Source organism: Kribbella sp. NPDC050459 (assembly GCF_040655315.1).
Lineage (GTDB): Bacteria > Actinomycetota > Actinomycetes > Propionibacteriales > Kribbellaceae > Kribbella.
Genome location: NZ_JBFAJQ010000016.1, coordinates 192074 through 215332, shown reverse-complemented (window position 1 = coordinate 215332; position 23259 = coordinate 192074). Strand labels below are relative to the sequence as shown.

Below are 23259 nucleotides of genomic sequence, written 5' to 3'. Positions count from 1 at the left end.
GGGGGTGATTGGGCGATGAGGTTCGCCAGCTCCTGGGCATGCTGATCCTGGTTCGGAACCCGCGGTTCCGAACCGTCACCAGCTGCTGACCTGGTGTCAGCCACGGCGTCCGCCCACGAGCACAGAGTGCCCGGTCGGACAGCGCAGAAGCAAAGTCATCGTCATCCCCGTTTGGCGGCGTGGACGGGTGGCAGTCACTGCGGTGGTGGATACGGACCGTATCCTCCCGGCGGTCCTTGTCGACCAGGGGGTCCCGGTGGGTAACCAGACTGACCGGTTCCGTGACCGGGTTGTCCGGAGGGATACCCAGATTGAGCAGGCGGATAACCGTCCTGCGGCCGCGGGTACGGCGCCTGGCCCGGCACCGCGCCATCCGCTCCCGGCACCGCTCCGCCCGCCCCCTGCCCCGCTCCGCCGAGCCCCGGCTGCACACCAGGCCCACCAGGTGCCCCCGGCCCCACCTGCACCCCAGGTCCACCAGGCCCCATCTGGCCCCCAGGCGGCATCGGCGCGCCGGGATACCCGGGCGCACCGGCGTACTGCGGTGCGGCCTGGGCGAACGCCGGCATCGGCGGGAACGGGACGCTCGGCCGCCGGTCCCGGAGCTCGTCGAGCAGCGACTTCTCGGTCTCCAGCGCCTCGGGGCCGATCACCTGGCGGACGATCTTGTCGCGCAAGTACGCCAGCTCGGTCGCGTTGTGCTGGAAGGCCTTCGCGGCGGCTTCCGCCTGGGCACCGTACCGGCGAGCGTTCTGCCGGAGCGCCTTGCGCCCGCGCAGCGTCGCGATCAGCGGGACGTCCTGCGGCACCAGCCAGCCGAACCGGACGTAGTCATACAGCCGCGAGGCGATCATCTGCCCCTCCCGCGACCGCATCACCAGCGCGAAGACGACCAGGCAGATGAACAGCGGCACCATCAGACACAGGTACGCGAGGATGAAGCCCCCGCCGCCGGCCCAGCTCGCCGACGCGTTCCAGGCCGCGTGCGCGAGGACCGCGGCCAGATACCCGACGACCGGGGCCAGATACCGTACGGCGGTACTTCGGTGCCGGATCGCGACGCCGATGCCGATCGCGGTGAACGACGTGAAGAGCGGATGCGCGAACGGCGAGATCACGCCGCGGATGATGAACAGCGCGAACGCGCCGCGCAGGCCGGCGTCGCTGCCGGCCTCCTCGGAGAGCGTGTTGAAGACGCGGCCGTAGTACAGGATGTTCTCGGTGAAGGCGAAGCCGACGCCCACCATCCCGGCGTACACCAGGCCGTCGATGATGCCGTCGAACTCCTTGCGCCGGACCAGCGCCAGCAGCAGGATCACGGAGCCCTTGGCGAACTCCTCCACCGGCGGGGCGACGAAGACCGCGGACCGGTCGCCGCCGACGCCGGTCTCGGCCAGGCGGTGCGACACCTCGGTGTTGATGAAGATCGCGACCAGCGTGGCGATGAACGCGCCCCAGCAGAGCGCGAAAACGATGTACTTCGTGGGCTCGGGCTCGTACCGGTCCAGCCAGAGGTAGAGCGCGATCACCGGGATGACCGGGACGAACGCGAACACCAGGCCCCAGGTGAAGCCGCCGGCGCCGGTCGACTTGGCCACGATCCCGAAGATCACCAGACCAGCGATCGCGAACACGACAGCGATCACGATGCCGATCAGCACGCCGCGGTTGCGCCGCTGCCCGGGCACGGGATGGCTCCCGAGCACGTTGGGCTGCGGGTACGGCCCGCCGGGCGAGTACGCCGACCCCGCTGCGGGTTGCGGCGCGCCGGACGGGCCTGGTGAGGGGTGACTCATGCCCCGAAGCCTAGTTGGGGTCAAGATCCAGCGGCAGGACCACCCACTCAGCGTTACCGGGATGGAACGACAACCCTGTACTTCGGCCCGCCGCGAACCGTCACGATCAGGAACCCGGAGGCGCGATCACCCGGAGATCTGAGACACTCTTCCGTGCCACGCGCCCGTAGCTCAGCTGGATAGAGCGTCGGACTTCTAATCCGTTGGTCGCAGGTTCGAATCCTGCCGGGCGCGCAAGCTGTGACCTGGGCAGATACCGGACCGGTGTCTGCCCAGGTTCGACTCTGGAACGAGATTCGGCCGTGACCACCGGCCGTCGCGGGGCAGCGCTTCCGGCGTGAGTCGGGCGTTGTGCGCTATCGGCAACGACCATCGGTTGGGGTACCGAGCGCGTGGGGCGCTGCTGCGTTGGACCTGCCGGCGGGGCGGGCGCCAAGTTGGCTGTGCGCGCGGTTGCGCCCGTGGCCCAGGCCGAGCTCATCCACCGAGGGGGAGGCGATTCGCCTGGCTCGATTGTGAGGTGGCGGCAGATGCGTTCACCACGACCAGGGAGCCTGATTGTGCCTGCAGACCTGAGCGACCGTACGGATTTCGAGAACGCAACGCGGGGGTTGGTGGCGCGTCTGGAGCCAGGGGTGATCAAAGCAGCCGACGGCCGGGTCGTCTATGACGCTGATGCCTATACCGCGGCCACGTCCGGAGAGTGTCCTGACACGGTGAATCCGAGTCTGTGGCGGCAGAGTCAGCTGACGTCGATCCAGGGCCTGTTCGAGGTGACGGACGGCATCTACCAGCTGCGCGGCATCGAACTGTCGAACATGACCATCGTCGAAGGCGACGCAGGGGTGATCGTGATCGACCCTGCGGTGTCGGCCGAGGTGTCTGCTGCTGGTCTCGCGCTCTACCGCGAGCACCGCGGCGATCGACAGGTACAGGCGGTGATCTACACACATTCGCACATCGATCATTTCGGCGGTGTCCTCGGCGTGGTGGATGCCGACACGGAGGTGCCGATCGTGGGGCCGGCCGGGTTCCTCGAGCACGCGGTGTCGGAGAACGTCTACGCCGGAACGGCGATGCTTCGTCGCGGGCTGTACCACACCGGAATGGGCCTGCCGGTGAGCGCGACCGGGACCCTCGGAGTCGGCCTCGGTCCGGGCACCTCGACCGGCACGGTCGGATTGATCGCCCCCACGCTGGACATCACGCGCACCGGCCAGGAGGAGACCCTCGACGGTGTGCGGATCGTCTTCCAGCTCACGCCCGGCACCGAAGCGCCGGCCGAGATGAACTTTCAGTTTCCGCAGCGGCGCGCCCTGTGCCTGGCCGAGAACGTTACCCACAACCTGCACAACCTGCTCACGCTGCGCGGTGCCGAGGTGCGTGACGCCCGCGGCTGGTCCCGCTACATCAACGAAGCCATCGAACTGTTCGGGGACGACTCCGACGTGGCGTTCGCGTCCCACCACTGGCCGACCTGGGGCCCGGACAACATCGTCACGCTGATGAAGCAACAACGTGACCTGTACGCATTCCTGCACGACCAGACGCTGCGACTGATGAACCAGGGCTATGTCGGCAGCGAGATCGCCGAAACGCTCGAACTGCCCCCCGAGCTGGACGCGGTCTGGCACACCCACGGCTACTACGGCTCTGTCAACCACAACGTCAAGGGGATCTACCAGCGCTACCTCGGTTGGTACGACGGCAACCCCGCCCACCTCTGGCAGCACCCGCCAGAGGCCGCGGCGGCCCGCTACGTCCAGGTGATCGGGGGCGTCGAGGCCACGGTGGAACGGGCTCGCGAGTTCGCCGAGTCCGGAGACCTCCGTTTCGCGGCCGAGCTCGCCAGTCACGCCGTGTTCGCCGACCCGGCCCACGCCGGCGCGAAGACGCTGCTCGGCGAGGTGTTCACCCGCCTGGGCCACGGATCGGAATGCGGCACCTGGCGCAACAACTTCCTCACCGGCGCACAAGAACTTCATGGTCCGGTTGCACCCGCCCCCGTGAGCTCGGCCGGGATGGCAAGTGCCCTCACCGTCACCCAACTGTTCGACAGCCTCGCGATCCGCATCGACGGAAGACGCGCCTGGGACCTCAAGGCATCCATCCTCTGGCGCTTCAGCGACACCGGCGTCAGCTACCGAATGGAACTGTCCAACGGCGTCCTCACTCACCACCCGACCAGCCGAACCAAGGACGCAGACCTCGTGATCACGCTCACCGAACCGCAATTGCTCCGCATGCTCGGCGGTGCGGGCAGCGACGACGTCCAGTTCGACGGCGATCCGACGATTTTCACCAAGATCAGCAGCCTCACCGACCGGCCCGACCCCGCCTTCGCGATCGTCACCCCGTGAACCTCTACGGCCCGGTCGCTGTCAGGCTTCGGGAACGTCGACCACGGCTACCGGTCGGTCTGCGTCGTTCAGCACTCTCCGGCTGACAGATCCGAGCAGGATCCGGCGTACCAGGCCCTTGCCGTGGGTGCCGACCACGATCAGGCGCGCGTCCTTGGCGTGGTCCAGGATCGCCTCCGCGGCGGGGCCCTGCACTGCGACGGGTTCCACGCTCACCGAGGCGGTGTCCGTGCCCTTCACCTCGTCGAGCGCATGGGCGATGGTGTCGGCGGTCTCCCGCTCGACGTCCGCCTGCATGCGGGCGACGAGCTCCGGGTCGTCCCGGAGCGCGGGATGCAGCAGTTCGTAGGCGGCGACGGCGCGGACCGCGGTTTGGTGCACGGCTGCCTCGGCGAGCGCGTAGCGCAGCGCATGCACGCCGAACTCCGACCCGTCGATGCCGACCACGATCGGGCCGGTCGTCGGCGCCTTCTCCTCTCCGACCACGACCAGCGGACATTTCGCCTGGCTCGTCAGCCGGTTGCTCACCGAACCCATCAGTGTGCTCGCGACGCTGCCCAGCCCGCGCCGGCCGACCACGACGGCGTCCGCGGCCTCTGAAGCCTCAGCGAGCAAGTAGGCCGGGTGGCCGAGCTGCGAGGTCAGCTTGCAGGTGAGAGCGGGCGCGAGCTCCCGTACCCGTGTCGCCGCGGCCTCGAGCAGCTGCCCGGAGAAGTCGACGTACCAATCCACAGGCTGGCTCGGTGCGCCGTAGAAGCCGTAGAAATTGAGCTCTGGAACGAGCGTGTAGGCGTTGAGCAGCTCGAGCTGCTCGCCTCCGAGGCGTGCCCGCTCCACCGCCCATTCGAGCGCGTTGCCGCTTTGCTGTGAGCCGTCGATGCCGACGACGATCCGACCGGTCATGTGACGTCCTCCCGCGAGAGAGCCGAGGCACCCGAATCTAGCGCGCGACACCTCTCATAGCACGCCTATCAGGATGATGATCGTCGCGGGGAGCGCGATGAAGACGGTGATCAGATAGACGGCGAGGACCCACCTGCGCTCGGACGCGACGCGGGCCAGGCTCTGGGCGCAGAACAGCGGTACGGGACGCAGGAGCGGTATGACGTAGATCGCCACGATCGCGAAGACGTTGTAGAGCAAATGCACGAAGGCTGCCTGCAGGCCGATCTTCGCGTCCTGTCCGACGACCGCGAACGCCGCGAGTACCACCGTGAAGGTCGTGCCGAGGTTGGAGCCGACGACGACCGGATAGATCTGCGCCGGCGTCAGGATCCCCGCTCCGGCGAAAGGGACCAGAACGGACGTGGTGATGGTCGAGGACTGGGTGACGACAGTGACTCCCATGCCGGACGCCATGGCCAGGTAGGCATTGCGGCCGACCGCGCTGATCAGGGCATCGCGGGCCTTTCCGACCATGAGCTGCTTGAGCAACTTTCCGAGGTAGCGGACCGCGACCAGGATCAGGCCGGCGCCGATCACGATCGTGACCAGCGGACCGAGCGCACTGCTGAGTTGCGAGGTCGCATGAATCACAGCGTGTTCCACCGGCCGGGTCGCCGCCCGGATGAAGTTGAAATGGGCCGGATTCGGCAGCCAGCCCGTGCCGTACAGCGCGTCGGTCAACGCCCCGCTGACGCGTTCCAGGGGATGCCAGAGCAACTCGACCGGGAAGAAGATCAGCAGCGCGAGCCAGTTGTAGAAGTCGTGGACGGTGGACGCGCCGAGCGCCCTGCGGAACTCGGTGCGGTTGCCGACGAAGGTGAGGGCGACCAGGCTGGTCGTGACGGTGGTGCCGACGTTCGCGCCGAGAATGATCGGGATCGCGCTGTGCACGGACAACGCGCCGGATCCGACGGCGGTGACAGTGATGGCTGTCGTCGTGGTCGATGACTGGATCAGGACCGTACCGAGGATGCCGACGCTCAGACCGACCAACGGGTGCTCGGCGAAGGCGAACAGGGTGTGCGCTGCCTCGCTGCCCAGTCCCGCGAACCCGCGGCTGATGATGCTCACCGCGCAGATCAGCAGGTAGATCAAAGCAGCGACACCGCACCACTCGACGGCAATGAGCCAGTTGGCGCGCTGCGCGACCTGGCCACCGTCAACAGCGGTGGCCGCAGGCGCCGAGCCGCCGGCAGCGGACTGTCCAGCGACGTGCCCCTTCTCAGGGGAAATGTCCGGCCCCTGGTCGGGCCTGGCTTTCGCCATGCGACCAACACTACGAGTTCCCGACGAGTAGGGCGCCTCGTCCGTGGCGGGTGACGCTGCCGTGCGGTGCCCAGCCCTAGCGTTGTTGGCTCGGTCTCGGTCACCGGGAGGGCTCGTATGAGCGACACCGCGCAGGTCAAGAGCCGGGCGGGTGGGGTGCTCGCGGCCACGTGTATCTCGACGCTCGTGGTGAACGCGAACACGTCGGCGGTCAGCATTCTCCTGCCCGCCATCTCGGAGGACACCGGCACGTCGGTCACCACGCTGCAGTGGGCGGTGACCGGCTACTCGCTGGTCGGCGCCGCGGTCATCGTCACCTCGGGCTCGCTGGGTGACGTGTTCGGCCGTAGGCGGGTCTTCCAGTTGGGCCTGCTGCTGTTCGTGGCGTCGTGCGTGCTGATTGCGCTGTCCGGGTCAGGCGGGATGGTGATCGCCGGCCGCCTCATCCAGGGCGCGGCGGGGGCCACGATCCTGGCGTGCGGCCTGAGCCTGCTCACGGTCGCCAACGAGGGCTCCGCGCAACTGCGGGCGGTCTCGTTGTGGGGCGCGGCGGCGGCCGTCGGCGCGGCCGCGGGTCCGCTGGCGGGCGGAGCCCTCGTCGAGGTCACGGGGTGGCAGGGGCTGTTCTGGATCGACGCCGGCATTGCGGTGCTGTGCATGCTGCTGACGGCGGCGACCGTGGGCGAATCACGGGACCCGGATCGGCCGAAGACGATCGACTACGCAGGCACCGTGCTGGTCGCGCTCACGCTGACGCCGCTCATTCTCGGGGTCTCCAAGAGCAGCGACTGGGGATGGATCTCCGTGGCCACCTTGGGGTGCTTCGCAATCACGATCGCGGCCGGGTACGGATTCATCGCGGTCGAGCGACGTGTCGCCGTACCGTTGCTGGATCTCGCACTGCTGCGCAACCGCGTCCTGGTGGGTTCGACCATCGCGATCCTCATCGGCGCGGGCACGATCAACGCGCTGATGTACCTGCTCAGCCTGTACTTCCAGGATCCCGCTGTCCTCGACTTCAGCCCGCTCCAGGCCGGACTGGCGACGTTGCCGGCGACCATCGGTCTCGTCGTCGTGGCGCCCTTCGTGCCGAAGCTGGCCGCGAAGATCGGCGGCCGGCAGACGATCGGCGCCGGATTCGCCCTTACCACGCTGGGATTCGTCATCGTGGGCTTCGTGGACGCGTCGTGGAAGTACGTCGCGTTCCTGCTGCCGCTGATCGCCATCGCGGTGGGGATGGGTCTGTCGAACGGTCCGGCGTCGTCCGCGTCGACGGCGTCGGTGCCGGAGAACCAGGTCGGCGGGGCGTCCGGTGTCTCCAACATGGCCCGGTACGTCGGGGCCGCGGTGGCCACCGCGCTGGCCGCCACCATCTACGGCTCGGTGATCGGCAACCGGACCGCCGACGGCGCGTCGCAGGGTGACTCGCTCGCCTCGGGTCTCGCGGCGGCCTCCTGGATGATGGCGATCTTCAGTTTCCTCGGCGTCGTGATGGCGTTCGTGATCGGCCGGCACCGCGCGGCCACCGGGACGCTGAACGATGCCGCCGCAGCGGCGGCCGCGCACACCCACACCCTGCCCACTTCGGCGACTGCCGGCCGAACGGCCGCCGGACAAGGCTGAGGCCGACTCACCCGGGAGGAATCGATGACCACAACCCGGCCGGCAGCACCGGCTCCCTTCACGGCCGAGGACTACGCAGCACGGATGCGGCGCGTCCTGGCCGACGCCGTACGCGCGGGGCTCGACGGGCTCCTGATCACGCCCGGGCCGGACCTGGTCTGGCTCACCGGGTACCGGCCGACCGCCATCACCGAACGACTGACGGCGCTTGTCCTGACGCCGGACCAGGAGCCGACCCTGGTGGTGCCGACCCTCGAACGGCCTGACGCCGAAGGGGCGCCGGGCGCGCCGAGCCTGACGATCGTGGACTGGGCCGACGGTGACGACCCGTTCGCAAGAACCGCCGGCTACCTTCGCGCGACCGGAACCCTGGGCATCGCGGACTCGGCCTGGGCACTGCATCTGCTCGGCCTGCAGGAGGCGGTTCCCGGATCCTCGTACCGCTCCCTCACGCAGAGCCTGCCGATGCTCCGGGCGGTCAAGGACGCCAGCGAGCTGGCCCGGCTGGAGGCGGCCGGAGCCGCTGCGGATGCGACGTACGAGCGGATCCTGGAGGTGCAATTCTCCGGCCGGAAGGAAACCGACGTCGCGGCCGATCTGGCCGGGCTGCTGCGGGAGTTCGGGCACGAACAGGTCGACTTCACCGTGGTCGGCTCAGGCCCCAACGGCGCCAACCCGCACCACGAGGCCGGCGACCGGACGATCGAGGCCGGCGACGCGGTGGTGCTCGACTTCGGCGGGTTGATGTACGGCTACGGGTCGGACACCAGCCGCACCGTGTGTGTGGGCGAACCGTCCGCCAAGATCCGCGAGGTGCACGAGATCGTGCGTCTGGCCCAGCAGGCAGGCGTCGAGGCGGTCCGGCCGGGCGTCGCGTGTCAGGAGATCGATCGAGCGGCCCGGAAGGTGATCACGGACGCCGGGTACGGCGAGCGGTTCATCCATCGCACCGGCCACGGCATCGGCACCACGACCCACGAACCGCCGTACATGATCGAGGGTGAGGAGCAGCCGCTGGTGCCCGGGATGTGCTTCTCCGTCGAGCCGGGCATCTACCTCGCCGGGGAGTTCGGGGTCCGGATCGAGGACATCGTGACCGTCACCGGGACCGGCGGGCGCCGGCTCAACAACACCGAGCGCGGCCTCCGCGTCGTCCAGTAAGGCCTGCGCAAGGCCCCGTACGTCATCCGGACAGGATGAGGACCCGGCAACTGCCCCGCTTCCAGACTGTGACGAGTGGCCTACCTACTGGGGCCCGGGGAGCGGAGGCTCTCATGTATGCACGAGCAACACAGCGAGGACGGTCATGAGCACCGCGGACGTGCCGGCCGACGGCACCGAGGCCGCTGCCGCTGCCGGCGCGCGCTCGCGCGCGACCACCACCCAGTGGATCTCGTGGGTGGCGCTGGCGATGATGACGACGAGCTCGGTCGCCAGCCTCCGGGCGGCGCCGACGATGGCGGTGTACGGACTGGCGTGCGTCTTCTTGTACCTGCTCCCGGCCATCGTGTTCCTGCTGCCCACCTCGCTGGTTTCCGCGGAGTTGGCGTCGGGTTGGAACGGCGGGATCTACAAGTGGGTCTCGGAAGGCATCTCCAAGCCGGCAGGCTTCCTGGCGGTGTGGTGCCAGTTCGCGATGACGATCTTCTACTACCCGAGCCTCCTGGGGTTCGTGGCGAGCACCCTCGCGTATGTGTTCAACCCGGAGCTGGCCAGTAGCGGCGTCTGGACCGCGGCGGTCATCATCGTCGTCTACTGGTCGGGCGTCTGGGTCTCCTCCCGCGGTACCAAGGGCGTGGCCGGACTGGCCAGCGGGGGCCTGATCATCGGCACGCTGATCCCGGGCGTCGTCCTGGTGACCCTCGGCATCGTCTTCCTCGGCCAGGGCAACCCGTCCGCCGCGCCGATGACCGCGGACAACATCTTCCCCGCGTGGGCAGGGCTCTCGAGCCTCGTGCTGATCGTCAACAACTTCCTGTCGTACTCCGGCATGGAGATGAACGCCGTGCACGTGTCGTCGCTGCGGAAGCCCGCCAAGGAGTTCCCGCGGGCGATGTTCCTTGCCATGGGCATGGTGCTGGCGATCTTCATCCTGCCCGCCCTGGCGATCAGCTGGATCGTGCCGGCCGAGGAACTGTCCCTCACCGCCGGCGTGATGCAGGCCTTCGACGCCGTGTTCGCCAACTTCGGCTGGCAATGGCTGACCCCGATCGTCGGGATCATGCTGGTCACCGCCTCGCTCGGCGGCATGCTGACCTGGCTGGCCGGGCCGTCCAAGGGGCTGCTGCTCATCTCCCGGCAGGAGGGCTACCTCCCGCCGTACCTGCAGCGCCTGAACAAGAACGGCGTCCAGCAGAACATCCTGGTCGTCCAGGGACTGCTCACCACCGTCATCGGCCTCGCGTACGCGTTGATCCCGGACGTGTCGAGCGCCTACTGGATCTTCTCGGTGATCACCACGCAGGTGTACCTGATCATGTACCTGCTGATGTTCGTGGCCGCGATCCAGCTGCGCCGCAAGGACCCGGACCACGCGCGCGGCTACCGGGCGCCGATGCTGTTCGCGATGTGCGGCGTCGGCTTCGCAGCCTCGCTGGCGGCGTTGCTGGTCGGATTCATCCCGCCGTCGCAGTTCGAGTCCGGCAACTCCGGCGTGTACCTGCTGATCGTCGGCGGCGGCGCCCTCGGGCTCGGCCTGCTCGTACCTTTCCTGTTCTACCGGCTGCGCAAGCCCTCCTGGAGGCAGCCTGAGCCGGAGGAGGTGAGTCCGTCATGAGCACGGCTGCCGAGAACCAGCCCAAGCGCGAACGGACGTGGATCTACATCACCGCCTGTGTCGTCCTCGGCGTGCTGCTGCTCGTGGGCCTGCTCACCTTCAGCTCCCACAGGCAGACGAACGAGGCCAATCAGAAGGCCGACAAGCTGATCGCAGCGCTCTCGGCCGCCGGGGCCCGAACCCCCGACAAGGACCAGATCGTGCGTGTGCTCGGGACCGACGGAGGCGCGACCTGTGAGAACCCGAATGACGCACTGAGCCGCGCAGTGCTGTTCACCCAGCTCACCAACGGCAGCGCGGGACCGGGCGCCAGGCCGGTCATCGTCGACAGCCGGGTACTCAAGGGCCAGCTGCTCATCATCCAGATCTACTGCCCCAACGAGCTGAACGACTTCAAGAAGTTCGTCGAGGACCTCAAGACCGACGACGTGGCGAGCTGAACGACATGGACGACCTGCGGCAGCGCATCGCGGATCTGATGCCGACGGCCCACGAAGAACTCGCCGAGCTCGTCGCGCTGCGATCGGTGGCCGACCCACGCCAGTACCCCGCCGTGGAGTGCGAACGCACCGCCCAGTGGGTGCTCGAGAGGTTCGCGGGCATCGGGTTCTCCGATGCCCGGCTCGAAGAGACCGCCGACGGCAGCATGGCGGTCGTCGGATCCAGGAAGTGTTCCCGGGCCGATGCTCCCACTGTGCTGCTGTACGCCCACTACGACGTACAGCCGCCGCTCGACGACGCCGCCTGGCGCACTCCCCCGTTCGAGCTGACCGAGGTCGACGGACGTTGGTACGGCCGCGGATCCGCCGACTGCAAGGGCAACATCGTCATGCACCTGGCGGCCCTGCGAGCACTCGGGGAGGACGTCCCGGTCGACCTGAGGCTGGTGGTCGAAGGCTCCGAGGAGCAGGGCACCGGCGGTCTCGAGGCGTTCGTCCCCGAGCACGCGGACCTGCTCCGCGCCGACGCGATCCTGGTCTGCGACACCGGCAACGCCGCGGTCGGCCATCCGGCCGCGACCGTGAGCCTGCGGGGCATGGTCAACGTCGTCGTGACCGTCGAGGCCCTCGCCTCGGAGATCCACTCCGGCATGTTCGGCGGCCCCGCTCCCGACGCCCTCGCCGCGCTGGTGGCGATGTTGTCCACACTGCGCGACGCGAAGGGAAACACCACGATCACCGGTCTGGACAACACCCGTACCTGGTCCGGCGCGCCGTACCCGACCGACCAGTTCACCGCGGACGCCGGCGTGCTGGAGGGAGTCTCGCTGCTCGGGGACGGCAGCGTGTCCGACATGCTGTGGGCGCGGCCGGCCGTCACCATCCTCGGCATCGACTGCCCACCGGTCGTCGGCTCGGCTGCCGCCGTGGTCCCCAAGGCCGCGGCGCGGCTGAACCTGCGCATCCCGCCCGGCCTGGCGCCCGAGACCGCCCAGCAGGCCCTCATCGAGCACCTGAAGGCGGCTGCGCCCTGGGGGGTGCACGTCACCGTCGATGTCGAGGCCGCCGGTGCTCCGTTCGAGGCGGCCACCGACGGCCCGGCGTACCGGGCGATGGCCGAGGCGATGCAGGAGGCGTACGGCCGGCCGATGACCAGTCTCGGTCAGGGCGGCTCGATTCCCTTGTGCAACGTGTTCGAGGAGACCTACCCCGACGCCGAGCTGATCCTGATCGGTGTCGAGGAGCCGTTGGCTCTCATCCACGCCCCCAACGAGAGCGTGGATCCAAACGAGATCGAAGCCATGGCCCTGACCGAGGCACTGTTCCTCCGGCACTACGCCACCATGAGCAGCTGAGCGTACGGCGCCTACCTGCCGTCGGTACGGCGGTGCCGGAACGGGCCGACCATCCGTGGCCCCGCGAGCCTGGTCTCGAGTCGGCGCGCCTCGCGCTTGAGCGGCCGCGCGAGGTACTGACCGAGGATCACCCCGGCCGCGAGCGCGAGTGCCGTGGCGAGCGCGGAGGCCAGCTCGAGGACGCCGTCCTTGCCATCCGCGATGAGCGCGAGGCCCCGGTAGATGTCGAGTCCCGGCAGGAGCGGCACGATCGCAGGAACGACCACGACGAGCGGCGGCACCCGGAAGCGACCTGCGACGAGGTAACAGACCGCGCCGACGGTGACGGCAGCGACCGCCGAACCCCACGTCCGGCCGACCTCGGAGCTGTCGACCGCCAGCAGAACTCCTTGTCCGAGCGCCGCTACGAGGGCCACCGCTACCAGCGAGCGCGGTGGCGCGTACGACGCGAACGCGAAGGCCCCGGCGGCCAGTGCCGCACCGAACACGGTGACCCCCACCTCCGCGAGGCCGGCCGCGCCGGGCGTGAACGTGGTCAGGCTGCCCCCGAGCAGCTCGCCGACCGTGAGCCCGGCAGCCACCCCGGCGATGATGCCCGCCGTATTCAGCACGGCATCGATCAAGCGGGCGCTGGCCGTGACCGGGAAGCCGGTCAGTGCGTCCTGGGTGGCGCCCATGATGCCGACTCCCGCGAGGAGCATGACGATCCCCGCGGTGACGACGCGCGACGGATCCACATCGAGCTCCGTGACCGAGGCCGTGACCGCGATGAGCGTGGCCACGAGGCCGCCCGCCGCGTGCTGGTAGAACGTCGGGATGCGGTGCAGAGGCAGCAGCAATTGGGTTCCGTCGATCGCGCAGGCGGTCAGGAACGCGAGCAGGCACACGACCAGGCTGCCCCCCAGGGTGAGCGCGACACCGGTCCCCATCGCGCCCCAGCCGACGGTCACCGCCCACCGGCGCCGGTGGCGCCCGGTGGACACGATCCGGGCGACCTGATCACGAGCCTCGCCCCGATTGATGTCCCCGGCAACAAGGCTGTTCACCGTCTCGTCGACCTCGATCAGCTCCGCGTAGTCGACCGGGCGCCAGGTCACCCGGCGTACCTGCAGGGCAGCGGGCACGTCACTCGACGGTTGGTGGCGCAGGGTCAGGTCCACGAACGTCACGTCCGCGCTCACGTGCCGCACCCCGCAGGCGTCGGTCACCGCGAGCATGGCGGCCGTGACGTCGGCGGCCCCCGCGCCGGACAGCAACAGGACCTCGCCGATCCGCAGCGCCAGGTCGAGCGCTTCGTAGACCTCTCCGCGTCGCTCCGTCATGTCCCTGTCCGATCACGACGTCCCCAGTCACGCCACGCAGCCTCGGCGTAGGACGGACGACACTTGTTGTGCGGCCATCGTCCGAGTCCCCGGACCCGCGCGTCATCGTCCGGCGTGGGTGATTGGCCGAACGAATCATTCGTCGCGGGTGATTCGCACCGAGCGAGCGGCAGACACGATGGTGCGACGTCTGACCGAGTGGCGGTCGGAGGACGTCAGGGGGATCCGATGGGCTGCCTGTTCGCGTTGATGGCCGGCGTGTTTCCGCGGCTCGGGGTGTTCATCGTCTGGGTCGCGCGGCCGGAGCGGGTCGACGCGGCGTTCAGCACCTGGTTGTGGCCGCTGCTGGGCATCATCTTCCTGCCGTTCACGACGCTGATCTACCTGTTCCTGTGGGCTCCCGGGGGCATCCACGGGTTCGACTGGTTCTGGATCGGCCTGGCCGCTCTGCTCGACCTCGGGCACTGGGCGGCGAGCGCGACCCAGCGCAACCAAATCCCGGGCCGGCAGGCGCGCCCGGCCTGATCCCGGAGACACCCAGAGATATCCAGAGGCGAGGTAGTCATGGCAGAGACGGCAACCGGCCCGAAGGCGGCGGACGTCCTGGTGATCTTCGGGATCACCGGCGACCTGGCCAAGGTGATGACGTTCCGCTCGCTGTACCAGCTGGAGGCGCGCGGTCTGCTCGACTGCCCGATCGTGGGGGTGGCGGCCGACGACTGGACCGTGGACCAGTTGATCGAGAGGGCCAGGACGTCGATCGAGGGGACCGGCGTCACGATCGACAAGGCCGTCTTCGACCGCTTCGCCGACCGGCTGTCGTACGTCGGCGGCGACTTCACCGACGCGCCGCTGTACGAGCGGGTGGGCGAGGCGATCAAGGGCGCCCAGGCCCCGGTGTTCTACCTCGAGATCCCGCCGTTCCTGTTCGGCCGAGTGATCCGGGGACTGTCCGAGGCCGGGCTGACCACCGGGGCCCGGGTCGTGGTCGAGAAACCGTTCGGTCACGATCAGCAGTCGGCCCGCGACCTGGCCGCCGAGCTGCACCAGTACCTCGACGAGTCGCAGCTGTTCCGGATCGACCACTACCTCGGGAAGATGGGGCTGGAGGAGATCCTGTACCTGCGGTTCGCGAACGCGGTGCTCGAGCCGCTGTGGAGCCGCAACTACCTGGACTGTGTCCAGATCACCATGGCGGAGAGCTTCGGCGTCGAGGACCGCGGCCATTTCTACGACCCGGTCGGCGCGCTGCGCGACGTCGTGGTCAACCACCTGATGCAGGTGGTCGCGGCGGCCGCGATGGAGCCGCCGTCGCGCGGCGATCCGAGCACGCTCAAGGACTCGCAGGTCATCTTGTTCCGCGCGGTGGAGGACGCCGATCCGGCCCACTACGTCCGCGGTCAGTACGACGGCTACCTCGGGATCGACGGGGTCGCGAAGGGTTCGGCCACCGAGACGTACGCCGCGCTCCGGCTCGACATCGAGAACTGGCGCTGGGCCGGCGTGCCGTTCTTCATCCGCACCGGGAAGCGGCTGCCGGCGACCCAGACCGAGCTCCGGCTGGTCTTCAAACGCCCGCCGCGGCTGGGATTCGGGCCGCGGGGACACATCGCCGAGCCGAACCAGTTGGTGATCAAGCTCGACCCGTCGACCGGCGTCCGGGTCCGGATCGACGCGCACCGTGCGGACATGTCACGGATCGCGCCGATCGACCTGGACACGGAGTTCGCCGCCGAGGGCGGCGAGGGCCCGACGCCGTACGAGGTGCTGCTGCACGCGGCGATGACCGGTCAGAGCACGCGGTTCACGCGCCAGGACGCTGTCGAGGAGCAGTGGCGGGTCATGCAACCGTTGCTCGACGCACCGACGCCGATCCACACGTATCAGCCCGGGACCTGGGGGCCGGCCGCGGCCGCCGAAGTACCGGCCGGGTACGGCGGCTGGCGGCACCCCTGGATCCCGAGCTGACGCACAGCCGGATCAGCCGAGACGCTCCAGCAGGTGGTCACCGACGCGCAGGGCGTTCGCCATCGCGGTGAGCGCCGGATTCACCGCGCCGATGCTCGGGAAGAAGCTGGTGTCGACGACGTACAGGTTGTCGACCTCGTGCGCACGGCAGTTGACGTCCAGCGCCGAGGTCTCCGGATCGTGCCCGAACCGGACCGTCCCGGCCTGGTGCGCACAGCCTGCCACCGGGATGTCGTTCTTCATGTAGACGCTGCGCGGGATCAGGTGGCGCGGGTGCATGCCGAGCCGGCCCAGGTTCTTCTTGATCCGCCGGTACAGCTGTGTCATCGGCTCGGTGTTGTTCGGCGTGTAGCTCAGGACGACAGCACCGTCCCGGTCGAGCGTCACCCGGTTGTCCTGATCGGGCAGGTCCTCGACCGACAGCCAGAAGTCGACGGCGTGCGCGGCGACGTCGCGCAGCGCGAACGTCGGCGCCAGGAGGGTCTCGACCGGCTTCTCCCCGCGGTACATCGGGGCCGACGACTTGCCGACCATCTGCAGGTTGCCCATCGGGTAGTCGAAGTCGGCGTCGCCGAAGTAGTAGTCGTTCAGCCCGAGCGTCTTCTGGAACCGGGTGTCGTTCTTCTCGGTCGAGACCGCCAGGAAGGCCCGGCTGTTGTGGAACACGTAGTTGCGCCCGACCTGGTCGGACCCGTTCGCGAGCCCGTTCGGATGCCGGTCGCCGGCACTCGCGAGCAGGATCCGCGCCGAGTTCACGGCGCCGGCCGACAGCACGACGATGTCGCCGCTGAACCGTTGTTCGGCCCCCTCGACGTCGGCGACGACCGCGGTCACCGTGCGGCCGGTCGCGTCGGTCTCGAGGCGCCGTACGACGGCGTTGCGCAGCAGCGTCACGTTGTCGTGCTCGATCGCGGGCCGGACCGCGATCACGTCCGCGTCGGACTTCGCGTGGACGAGACACGGGAACCCGTCGCAGGTCGCACAGCGCACGCAGGTGCTGAACGCGGGCCGGCTCTCGTCCAGCATCACGCCGCACGGCGCGTGGTACGGATGCAGCCCGACCGCGGCCATGTCGTCGAACAGCTTCTGGATCCGCGGCTCGTGCGACACCGGCGGGAACGGGTACGGCGCGGACGCGGGCGGGTCCGTCGGGTCCTCGCCCCGGACACCGTGAACCTGGTAGAGCTGTTCGGCCTGCGTGTAGTACGGCTCCATCACGTCGTAGGAGATCGGCCAGGCCGGCGAGACGCCGCCGTGGTGCTTGAGCTCGCCGAAGTCCCGCTCGCGCAGCCGGTACAGCGCGGCGCCGTAGAACTTGGTCGCACCGCCGACGAAGTAGTGCACCTGGGGCTGGAACGGCTTGCCCTCGCTGTCGAACCACTGGTCCGGTGAGACGTAGCGGTTGTCGACGAAGACGGCCTCGGCGTCCCAGTTCTCGGCCTCCCGCGGGAGCCAGTCCCCCCGCTCCAGGATCAGGACCCGCCGTCCCGACGGTGCGAGCCGGTGTGCGAGCGTGCCGCCACCTGCTCCTGATCCCACGATGACGACGTCGTAGTGGTCGGACATGTCTGTTCTCCTCAGGCGTCGCGGGCGGTCGGGTCGCCTCGGTCCAGGTCGATGTGCGGAACGTCGGCGGCGTCGTCACCCCAGGCGATCCGCTCCGGCGTGGTGGACCACTCGACGGTCGCGGCGTGGTCACGGTCGAAGTAGTCCCAGGCCCAGGACAGGAACGCGTCGGTCCTGCTGTGCGCACCGCTGACCAGCATCGCGTGGACGCCGAGCCACGCCGCGAAGGCGACCGGGCCCTCGACCTGGTGCCGATGCCGGCCGACCTCGGCGACGGCCGCGTTCCGGCCGATCATCGCCATGATGCCTTTGTCCTTGTAGTGGAACGGTTTGGCCTTGTCTCCGTGCAGTTCCCGCAGGATGTTGCCGGCGGCCCATGCACCGGACTGCTGCGCGACCGACCCCAGCTGCGGCAGGATCGTGCCGTCCTTGCCCGGGATGTTCGCGACGTCGCCGACCGCGTAGACGTGCGGGTGGCCGTCGACCGTGAGGTCCGGCAGTACGTCGATGCGGCCGCCGCGGCCGGTCGGCAGCCCGGGCGCGTTCGCCACCACCGAGGCGGCCGACTCGCCGCCGCCCCAGATGACCGTCCGGGTGCGGATCGACGTCCCGTCGTCGAACTCGACGCGGTCGGCGTGCACCGCGGACACCCCGGTGCCGAGTCTCGGCTCGGCCCCTTCCTTGGTGAGCCGCTCGTGCGCATAGGTGTGCGACTTCTCGGAGAACGCACCGAGCAACGTGTCACCGCGGTCGACCACGGTGACCTTGCCCGGCCGCGGGATCCGTTCGGTGGCCACCAGCGCGGCCATCAGCTCGGTGAGCGCCCCGGTGATCTCGACGCCTGTCGGGCCGCCGCCGACGACCACGATGTCGAGCTCGCCCCCGTCGGCGTTCGGCTCGGCGCCGGCCTGGACCAGGGACTGCACGTGGATCCGCAACCGCTCCGCGTCGGCGACCGAGTACAGGGCGAACGCGTGCTCGGCCGCGCCCGGAACCCCGAAGTACTCCGGTCGCGCGCCGGCCGCGATCACCAGGTGCGATCCGGTGATCCGGTCGCCGTCGGTCAACCTCAGCGTGAGGTTGTCGGCATCGATCTGCGCGACGTCGGCGGTGCGCACCTCGACCGTCGGATGCTCGCGGAAGATCGCCCGGTGCGGCCGCGCGATGTCCTCGGCCGGCAGTTGCGCCGTCGCGACCTGGTAGAGCAAGGGCTGGAACTGGTGATAGTCGTTGCGGTCGACCAGCGTGACCCGGACCCCCTCGTCCCCGAGGCGGTGCGCACACGCGACTCCGCCGAGCCCGCCCCCGAGTACGACGACGTGCGGGCTCTCCTGTCCCTGCTCGTTCACAGCGACAACTCCTCCCGGAAGTCTGCGAGGATGATCCGGCCGGCCGCTCCGATCAGCGCCAGGTGGGAGAACGCCTGCGGGAAGTTGCCCAGGTGCCGGGCCCGGTCCACCTCGAACTCCTCGGCGTACAGCCCGAGCTTCGACTCGATCCGCAGCAGCCGCTCGAACTGGCTGCGGGCGCGCTCGATCTCACCGATCATCGCGAGCGCGGACACCAGCCAGAACGAGCAGATCAGGAACGTGCCTTCCTTGCCGGACATGCCGTCGTCGGTCTCGTCGGTCCGGTAGCGCAGCACGAAGCCGTTCTGGGTCAGCTCGTTGTCGATCGCCTCGACGGTCGCCCGCATCCGCTCGTCGCTCCCCGGCAGGAAGCCGAACAGCGGAGCCAGCAGGGTCGAGGCATCCAGCGCGTCGGTGTCGTAGTGCTGACGCAGGACGCCGCGGTCGCTCACCCCGTGCTCGAGGATGTCGTCGCGGATCTCCTCGGCCGTCTTCGCCCACAGCTCGGCGAGGTCCTCGTCGTTGCGGATCCGGGCCAGCCGGGACGCACGATCCAGGGCCACCCAGCCCATCAGCTTCGAGGAGACGTAGTGCTGCGGCGCTCCGCGGGCCTCCCAGATGCCCTGGTCGGGATCGCGCCACGACGACATCGCGCACTGGGCCTGCGACTCGACCAGGGGCCAGAGCCGGCGCGGCAGTCGCTTGCTCCGGACGGTGTGCAGCAGCACCGAGTCCAGCACCGCACCGAACACGTCGTTCTGCCGTTGGTCGAACGCGCCGTTGCCGATCCGCACCGGGCTGGCGCCCTCGTAGCCGGTAAGGTCGTCGCGGGTCGACTCGGCCAGGTCGCGGCGGCCGTCGATGCCGTACATGATCTGCAGCGCGCCGTCCGAGTTGGGCTCCAGGTCGGCCACGAACTGCATGAACTCGTTGGCCTCCCAGTCCAGGTTCAGGTAGTGCAGCGCCTGCAAGGTGAACGTCGTGTCGCGGATCCACGTGTAGCGGTAGTCCCAGTTGCGTTCGCCGCCCGGCGTCTCCGGCAACGAGGTGGTCAGTGCGGCGATCGTGGCTCCGGTCGGCATGTAGGTCAGGCCCTTGATGGTCAGTGCCGACCGCTCCAGCGGATGCCGGTACCGGTGGTCGGGGATCCGGGCCCGGGCCAGCCAGTTGCGCCAGAACCGGACCGTCGCGGCGATGCGGGCCTCCGCGTCGGCGAGGTCGGCCGGTGACGCCAGTCCGTCGGCCCAGGACAGCGCGCAGTACGCCTTCTCCCCCTTGGAGATGACGTGCCGGGCCCGGGCGGAGCCCCCCTCGATCCCGATCAGCATGTCGGTGCTCAGCCGGAACGTCCGGCCGGCGCCGGACGCGTCCGCGGTGTGCGCGTCGTCGCCGACCATCGCCCACTCGGCCGGGACGCGCCCGTAGTCGAAGGCCGGTTCGCAGACGAGCTCGATCTCGACCGATCCCTCGAGGCACTCGACGGTTCTGATCAGGACGTGCTCGGCGTCGTCGTCGGCCGGCGGACGGGTGTGCGGGGTCACCGTGTCCGGGCCGTGTGACGGGCCCATCGTCAAGGCGTCGTGGACGAGCAGCCAGCCGGACGGGGTGTGCCACGTGGTCGTCATCACGTTCGTGCCCGGCACGTAGGTCCGGGCGGTCGGCTGATTGATCCCGTACGGACCGAACCGGAAGGACCCGGCCCCGCGGTCCAGCAGGTTGCCGAACACGCTCGGTGCGTCGAACGACGGCAGACAGAGCCAGTCGACCGATCCGTCCGGAGCGACCAGGGCACCGGTGTGGCAGTTCGACAGAAACGCGTAATCGGCGATCGGCGGGAACGGCGACGAAGTCATGGCGGGAGCTCCTTCACAGTCGTGACACGCGACGTCACGGGACTGCCTCCACGATCTGGGGCCGTGCAGGACAAGGAATCACCCGCCAGAGGTGATTGGACGGTCGCCGACGTCCTCGACACTCTCGTCGGGCAGCAGCGCTCGCTGGTCGAGCACGTAGAGCAGGACGAAGCCGGGCACGACGATCAGCACCGCCAGCCCGACCGCCACGAGCAACGCGACCAGCGTGTCGTCGGGTGCGGCCGCCGCCGCGACGGTCAAGCTCTCCGGCAACAGGTACGGCCACTGGGCGATGCCCCAGGTGACGATGATCCCGGCCACGGCGAGGACGGCGAGGACCCGCGCACCGCGGGCGGCGTACCGCATCAGCAGCACCAGCGCGCCGAGTCCGCACAGCACACTGAGGATCGCGGCGGGCAGCGCTCTCGACGTCATGCCGTCGAAGACGTGCGACGCCTTGGCGTTCAGGACGAACAGGGCGGCCACCGCGACCACCGCGGCGACGACGGCGCTCACCACGGCGCGGCGCCGGAAGTACTCGGCCATCGCGAACTGGCGGAAGTGGCGAGCGTCCCAGACCAGATAGACCGCGGCAAGGTACGCCGCCACGACGACCGCGAGCACGCCGGTCAGCAAGGACGTCGGGTTCAGCCAGCTGTCCACAGGGTCGCCGGCCTTGCCGCCCGACGGCACCTGCCCCGACGCGATGCCACCCGCGATCGCACCCATGCAGAACGGAACGAGCACCGACGACAACGCGAATGCCCCGCCGAAGACCCGCCGGAACCGCAGCGTCACGACCCCTTTGCGGAAGGCGAAACTCGCGCCCCGCAACACGATCCCGAGCGCGGCCACGGTCAGCGGGACGAACATCGTCAGCATGATCGACTGGTACGCCGCCGGGAACGCGGTCCAGGTGATGACGAAGATGAAGATCAGCCAGACGTGGTTCGCCTCCCACACCGGACCGATCGAGCGCTCGATCACCGCGCGCGGCTCCGCGCCGCGGTCCGGTCCGCCCGCGACGAGGTCCCAGAACCCGGCGCCGAAGTCCGCCCCGCCGAACACGGCGTACGTCGCCAGGGCGAGGAGCAGCACCACCGCGATCGTCGTACTCACGGCGTCCGCTCCTCGACCTGCTCGGCCGTCTCGACCTCGTCGGCCGCGGCCGCCTCCGTCGGTCCGTACGGCGTGTCCCCCTCGACGAAGCCGCCCGCGCGGCGGAAGCGCCGGCTCATCCCGCGCAGCACCAGGATCAGCGTGACGCCGAGGGCGGCGTACAGCACGAAGACGCCGATGAAGGTGAGCCAGACGCCGGTGTTCGCGGTCGCGGCCGCCTCGACCTTCATCCGCTGGTAGACGATCCACGGCTGCCGGCCGACCTCGGTGACGATCCAGCCGGCCTCCATCGTGATCACGGCGAGGACACCGGAGCAGGCCGCGGCGCGGAGAAACCACTTGCTCCGGGGCATCCGGCGGCGGAAGAGCCAGATCACGCCGTACCAGACCGACAGCAGGAACAGCGCGGTACCGATCCCGACCATGACGTCCCACGCGAGGTGGACGATGTTCGTCTCGTCGACGGTCGGGCGTTCGTCGGCCGGCACGCTGTTCAGCCCCTCGACGACGGTCGATCGACCGGTGCTCGGATCCGACAGCCAGGACGCCAGCCCCGGGATCGGGATCCCGCCGGTGACCTTGCCGTCCGGATTCAGCTTGCCGAGCAACCGCTCCGGTACGTCGGAACTCGTCGTCGGCACCAGCTCGATCGCGGCGAACTTCACCGGCTGGTTGGTGAACACCCACCGGGCCAGCGCATCGCCGACCCCCATCTGGATCGGCGTCGCCACCGCGGCGACCGTGAACGCGATCGTGAACGCGAGCCGGTGGTACCGGTCGTCCCGGCCGCGCAGCATCCCGGCGGCGTACACCGACGCGACCAGGAACCCGCCGACCAGGTACGCCGCGATCACCATGTGCGTGGCCTGCAACGGCATCGCGTCGTTGAAGATCACCTTGACCGGATCGACGTCGGTGATCTCGCCGTTCGCGTTCATCGTGAATCCGCCCGGGGCGTTCATCCACGCGTTCGCCGCGACCACCGAGATCGAGCCGAAGACGCCGGCGACCGGGATCGGTACGCCGGTCCAGAAGTGCGTCCAGGGTTTCAGCCGGCGCCAGCCGAAGATGTAGATCGCGACGAAGATCGCCTCGGTGAAGAAGAACAGGCCCTCGAACGCGAACGGGACCCCGAACGCGTCGCCCCAGGTGCCCATGAACCGCGGCCAGAGCAGGCCGAACTCGAAGCTCAGCACGGTCCCCGTCACCGCACCGACGGCGAACGTCACGGCCATGTACTTCGACCACCGCTGCGCGAGCAGCAACGCGTCGTGGTCGTCGTGCCGTACCGCCCGGTAGTTGGCGATCAGGGCCATGAACGCCCAGGACACCCCGAGCGGCACCAGGACGATGTGGAAGGCGAGCGTGAACGCCATCTGCGACCGCGCCCACGGGACCGGGTCCACGGCGGCCGCGACGGCCAGACCGATCACGGTCTCCCCCACGATCATCGAGCCTCCCCCTGCCCGCCGGACTTGTCCGGCCTCGACTCTGGCCGGTCCGAACGGCGACCGGCATCAC

The 23259-nt window shown here is 69.3% G+C and carries 17 protein-coding genes and 1 tRNA gene; 9 read left to right on the top strand and 9 right to left on the bottom strand.

Features of this window, described 5'->3' with window-relative positions:
• Positions 1-194: 194 nt before the first annotated feature.
• On the bottom strand, positions 195-1796 hold the full coding sequence (locus AB0I12_RS37060; protein WP_359939294.1) for a PrsW family intramembrane metalloprotease: 1602 nt from the start codon (positions 1794-1796) through the stop codon (positions 195-197).
• 160 nt (positions 1797-1956) lie between these two features.
• Between AB0I12_RS37060 and AB0I12_RS37055 the strand changes: the two genes are divergently transcribed.
• Both AB0I12_RS37055 and AB0I12_RS37050 read left to right on the top strand, forming a co-directional pair.
• Positions 1957-2030, top strand: a tRNA-Arg gene (locus AB0I12_RS37055).
• 227 nt (positions 2031-2257) lie between these two features.
• Entirely contained in the window at positions 2258-4156 is a 1899-nt protein-coding gene (locus tag AB0I12_RS37050; RefSeq protein WP_359939291.1) for an alkyl sulfatase dimerization domain-containing protein, read from the top strand.
• A gap of 21 nt (positions 4157-4177) precedes the next feature.
• On the opposite strand, the gene AB0I12_RS37045 is transcribed toward AB0I12_RS37050, so the two are convergent.
• Together AB0I12_RS37045 and AB0I12_RS37040 are read right to left on the bottom strand one after the other, a co-directional pair.
• Complete coding sequence (locus AB0I12_RS37045; RefSeq protein WP_359939288.1) at positions 4178-5059, bottom strand: universal stress protein; 882 nt, start codon at positions 5057-5059, stop codon at positions 4178-4180.
• Positions 5060-5113: 54 nt separating this feature from the next.
• Positions 5114-6367: a Na/Pi symporter gene (locus tag AB0I12_RS37040; RefSeq protein WP_359939285.1), complete on the bottom strand. Its 1254-nt coding sequence runs from the start codon at positions 6365-6367 to the stop codon at positions 5114-5116.
• A 117-nt stretch (positions 6368-6484) separates the two neighbouring features.
• Here AB0I12_RS37040 and AB0I12_RS37035 point away from each other — a divergent pair, with 117 nt between their 5' ends.
• The 5 genes from AB0I12_RS37035 to AB0I12_RS37015 all read left to right on the top strand — a co-directional run bounded on the left by AB0I12_RS37035 (position 6485) and on the right by AB0I12_RS37015 (position 12561).
• Complete coding sequence (locus AB0I12_RS37035; RefSeq protein ID WP_359939282.1) at positions 6485-7990, top strand: MFS transporter; 1506 nt, start codon at positions 6485-6487, stop codon at positions 7988-7990.
• Between the two features lie 24 nt (positions 7991-8014).
• Positions 8015-9151, top strand: coding sequence for a Xaa-Pro peptidase family protein (locus AB0I12_RS37030; RefSeq protein WP_359939279.1), 1137 nt, complete (start codon positions 8015-8017; stop codon positions 9149-9151).
• A 145-nt stretch (positions 9152-9296) separates the two neighbouring features.
• Positions 9297-10766 (top strand): APC family permease, encoded by a 1470-nt coding sequence (locus tag AB0I12_RS37025; RefSeq protein WP_359939276.1) that lies wholly within the window; start codon positions 9297-9299, stop codon positions 10764-10766.
• Positions 10763-11206 (top strand): hypothetical protein, encoded by a 444-nt coding sequence (locus AB0I12_RS37020; RefSeq protein ID WP_359939274.1) that lies wholly within the window; start codon positions 10763-10765, stop codon positions 11204-11206. Before AB0I12_RS37025 ends, AB0I12_RS37020 begins: the two co-directional genes overlap by 4 nt.
• Positions 11207-11211: 5 nt before the next feature.
• Complete coding sequence (locus tag AB0I12_RS37015) at positions 11212-12561, top strand: dipeptidase (protein ID WP_359939271.1); 1350 nt, start codon at positions 11212-11214, stop codon at positions 12559-12561.
• An 11-nt stretch (positions 12562-12572) separates the two neighbouring features.
• Here AB0I12_RS37015 and AB0I12_RS37010 read toward each other — a convergent pair whose 3' ends face one another.
• Positions 12573-13883 carry a threonine/serine exporter family protein gene (locus tag AB0I12_RS37010; protein ID WP_359939268.1) on the bottom strand — a complete coding sequence of 437 codons (1311 nt, stop codon included), beginning with the start codon at positions 13881-13883 and terminating at the stop codon, positions 12573-12575.
• Positions 13884-14111: 228 nt separating this feature from the next.
• On the opposite strand from AB0I12_RS37010, the gene AB0I12_RS37005 reads away from it, so the two are divergent.
• A complete protein-coding gene (locus AB0I12_RS37005; protein ID WP_355689551.1) occupies positions 14112-14408 on the top strand; it encodes a hypothetical protein in 297 nt (98 codons plus the stop codon).
• A gap of 39 nt (positions 14409-14447) precedes the next feature.
• Complete coding sequence (zwf, locus tag AB0I12_RS37000; RefSeq protein WP_359939265.1) at positions 14448-15851, top strand: glucose-6-phosphate dehydrogenase; 1404 nt, start codon at positions 14448-14450, stop codon at positions 15849-15851.
• A 12-nt stretch (positions 15852-15863) separates the two neighbouring features.
• Here zwf and AB0I12_RS36995 read toward each other — a convergent pair whose 3' ends face one another.
• From AB0I12_RS36995 to AB0I12_RS36975, 5 genes are all read right to left on the bottom strand, one after another.
• A complete protein-coding gene (locus AB0I12_RS36995; RefSeq protein ID WP_359939262.1) occupies positions 15864-17417 on the bottom strand; it encodes a GMC family oxidoreductase in 1554 nt (517 codons plus the stop codon).
• Positions 17418-17428: 11 nt separating this feature from the next.
• Complete coding sequence (locus AB0I12_RS36990; RefSeq protein ID WP_359939259.1) at positions 17429-18766, bottom strand: NAD(P)/FAD-dependent oxidoreductase; 1338 nt, start codon at positions 18764-18766, stop codon at positions 17429-17431.
• Positions 18763-20619, bottom strand: coding sequence for a glycoside hydrolase family 15 protein (locus AB0I12_RS36985; RefSeq protein WP_359939256.1), 1857 nt, complete (start codon positions 20617-20619; stop codon positions 18763-18765). The genes AB0I12_RS36990 and AB0I12_RS36985 overlap by 4 nt, the downstream gene beginning before the upstream one ends.
• A 78-nt stretch (positions 20620-20697) precedes the next feature.
• On the bottom strand, positions 20698-21738 hold the full coding sequence (locus AB0I12_RS36980) for a cytochrome d ubiquinol oxidase subunit II (protein ID WP_359939253.1): 1041 nt from the start codon (positions 21736-21738) through the stop codon (positions 20698-20700).
• The gene (locus tag AB0I12_RS36975; RefSeq protein WP_359939250.1) at positions 21735-23189 is read right to left on the bottom strand and encodes a cytochrome ubiquinol oxidase subunit I; all 1455 of its coding nucleotides are present in this window, start codon (positions 23187-23189) and stop codon (positions 21735-21737) included. The genes AB0I12_RS36980 and AB0I12_RS36975 overlap by 4 nt, the downstream gene beginning before the upstream one ends.
• Positions 23190-23259: the final 70 nt, after the last annotated feature.

Coding starts and splice junctions, on each gene's coding strand:
- AB0I12_RS37060 (WP_359939294.1), bottom strand. CDS start 1,796: ATGAGTCACCCCTCACCAGGCCCGTCCGGCGCGCCGCAACCCGCAGCG.
- AB0I12_RS37045 (WP_359939288.1), bottom strand. CDS start 5,059: ATGACCGGTCGGATCGTCGTCGGCATCGACGGCTCACAGCAAAGCGGC.
- AB0I12_RS37040 (WP_359939285.1), bottom strand. CDS start 6,367: ATGGCGAAAGCCAGGCCCGACCAGGGGCCGGACATTTCCCCTGAGAAG.
- AB0I12_RS37035 (WP_359939282.1), top strand. CDS start 6,485: ATGAGCGACACCGCGCAGGTCAAGAGCCGGGCGGGTGGGGTGCTCGCG.
- AB0I12_RS37030 (WP_359939279.1), top strand. CDS start 8,015: ATGACCACAACCCGGCCGGCAGCACCGGCTCCCTTCACGGCCGAGGAC.
- AB0I12_RS37025 (WP_359939276.1), top strand. CDS start 9,297: ATGAGCACCGCGGACGTGCCGGCCGACGGCACCGAGGCCGCTGCCGCT.
- AB0I12_RS37020 (WP_359939274.1), top strand. CDS start 10,763: ATGAGCACGGCTGCCGAGAACCAGCCCAAGCGCGAACGGACGTGGATC.
- AB0I12_RS37015 (WP_359939271.1), top strand. CDS start 11,212: ATGGACGACCTGCGGCAGCGCATCGCGGATCTGATGCCGACGGCCCAC.
- AB0I12_RS37010 (WP_359939268.1), bottom strand. CDS start 13,883: ATGACGGAGCGACGCGGAGAGGTCTACGAAGCGCTCGACCTGGCGCTG.
- AB0I12_RS37005 (WP_355689551.1), top strand. CDS start 14,112: ATGGGCTGCCTGTTCGCGTTGATGGCCGGCGTGTTTCCGCGGCTCGGG.
- zwf (WP_359939265.1), top strand. CDS start 14,448: ATGGCAGAGACGGCAACCGGCCCGAAGGCGGCGGACGTCCTGGTGATC.
- AB0I12_RS36995 (WP_359939262.1), bottom strand. CDS start 17,417: ATGTCCGACCACTACGACGTCGTCATCGTGGGATCAGGAGCAGGTGGC.
- AB0I12_RS36985 (WP_359939256.1), bottom strand. CDS start 20,619: ATGACTTCGTCGCCGTTCCCGCCGATCGCCGATTACGCGTTTCTGTCG.
- AB0I12_RS36975 (WP_359939250.1), bottom strand. CDS start 23,189: ATGATCGTGGGGGAGACCGTGATCGGTCTGGCCGTCGCGGCCGCCGTG.